The following is a 1902-nucleotide window of genomic DNA, read 5'->3' as shown; positions in this document are numbered from 1 at the left end:
TTTTTTCTGTCCATCATATTTAAGTTCCATAGTCAACTCGATAAGTTTATTTTATCAGTTTTTGATATCAATGTTTTCAACGCCAATCTGTGTTATTTCATTGCTTAAGTATTGTGGATGGGAGTATTAATTAAATAGCTATTAATTATATATAACTTAAAAATTAAATTATTAATTAATTAAAATTATTTTGGAGAGAGGTTTTATGAAAACTCATGCGATAGTTGTGCTACTTACCTCTCTACACTACTTTTTTTAGAATTCATGATAATTTAATCTTTTCATTCATCAATTATTTTTCTACCCCATAAATTCGATTACTTATTTTATATGAATAAAATTACAAATGGTCTGATCTAATGGGAGGATGTTATAAAGCTTGATGGTTATATTGGGGAATTTTGAAAAATAGAAGGTTATTGTATTAACTTTTTGAAGGTGTGCAATTTTTGCACAAGTTGAAGTTTTACTCAAGTCTCCATCTTCATAAATATTTTTTCAAATGTTTTGTAATCTAGTAATTTTTATTAAAAATTGTTTTGAGTTAGTAAAATTGACTTAATAGTGTAAAATTGTTCTGAAAATAAATAAAAAGATATTTAAACAATTAAAAACTAATTATAATTACTATTAACTTCAAGGTATCGAATATGATATTAAAACTGGTTATATGATATTATTATATATGCTGGGTTTCATATAGGTATATTGTAAAATTAGTTTTTTTCAAAGTTTAAAACTTTAATGAGGTTTTGAAATGAATGAGAATATAATTTACGACTCTGAAAAATTCAAATCAATGATACACTATATAATTAGTAGATGTCATACAAAGGATAATTTTGCTAGGGTTGTATTGTATAAATTATTGTATTTTTCTGATTTTGATAATTATGAGAAATATGAAAAACCGATTAGTGGTGAAACTTATATTAGAAAACAAATGGGGCCAGTTCCTTCACACTTTTTTGAAGCTATTGGTGAATTAATTGATGAAGGAAAAATAGATGAAAGTTCCGAACGTGTAATAAATTATCTAAAATATAAATATTCTTCATTAAAAGACCCAGATATCAGTTTATTATCTTCTTATGAGATTCAGGTAATAGATGATACAATCAATAAACTTTCTCATTTATACTCTGAAGAGATAAGTAAATATTCTCACGGCGATATTCCTTGGAGATTAGCAAAAGATGGTGAAACATTAAATTATGAAGCTGTCTTTTATAGGGATCCGGAATATTCTGTGAGGGAGTACGATGACTGAGTACAAGGGTTACACATTTGAATACCATCATAAATTTAAAAAAGAGTTTCAAAAAACTTTTGCCAGGCACCAATGCCCTACAATTAAAAGCGACTTTAAACTCTTGTACGATATTTTAATCCAACATCTTTCGGAATCCGATAAATTTGAATCCCATGTTTGTATGCGTATGGCAGGTTTAGAAAATTATGTGAACGTGCCAGCATTCATTATCAAGAAATTCCGTTGTGAAGGGATAAACAAAGGTGTAAATTCCGGTTTCAGAATAACTTTCCTATTTGATAAAGAAGAAAGTAAATTTATTTTTGTTGAACTGTTCCATAAGAACAAAAAGAAAATTCCTGATAAGAATAGGATAAATGAACTATTTATAAAAGAAGTTGAAATCCATGATGAATTGTATGAACATGAAAAAGAATATTTAAATACGAATTAACTCTTGAATAAGGATGTCTTAGTGTTATTTGATTTAATGTAAGTATGTAATTATTCTTGTAGTTACCATTTGTAAATAAGATTTTAAAAATATACTTACTTCCAAACTAAACTCCTTGATTGCCTAAATCCAGATAATATAATAACTATACAATTTTTCTCTGACTTCCTTTTTGTAAGTATATAAATTTTGTATA

Annotated in this window: 2 protein-coding genes; both read left to right on the top strand. The window is 26.3% G+C overall.

The features are described 5' to 3' along the window. Positions 1-757: 757 nt before the first annotated feature. Positions 758-1270 (top strand): Panacea domain-containing protein, encoded by a 513-nt coding sequence (locus Q4Q55_RS10560; RefSeq protein ID WP_303372753.1) that lies wholly within the window; start codon positions 758-760, stop codon positions 1268-1270. Then, positions 1263-1706, top strand: coding sequence for a hypothetical protein (locus Q4Q55_RS10555; protein ID WP_303372752.1), 444 nt, complete (start codon positions 1263-1265; stop codon positions 1704-1706). The genes Q4Q55_RS10560 and Q4Q55_RS10555 overlap by 8 nt, the downstream gene beginning before the upstream one ends. The last annotated feature ends 196 nt before the right edge of the window (positions 1707-1902 follow it).

Source organism: Methanobrevibacter sp. (assembly GCF_030539555.1).
Taxonomy (GTDB): Archaea; Methanobacteriota; Methanobacteria; order Methanobacteriales; family Methanobacteriaceae; genus Methanocatella.
Note: the sequence above shows the minus strand (reverse complement) of the source record. Positions and strands in the feature narration are given on the sequence as shown.

Bases quoted from the DNA above. Each gene is read 5' to 3' on its own strand.
- Q4Q55_RS10555 (WP_303372752.1), top strand. From the start codon at position 1,263: ATGACTGAGTACAAGGGTTACACATTTGAATACCATCATAAATTTAAA.
- Q4Q55_RS10560 (WP_303372753.1), top strand. From the start codon at position 758: ATGAATGAGAATATAATTTACGACTCTGAAAAATTCAAATCAATGATA.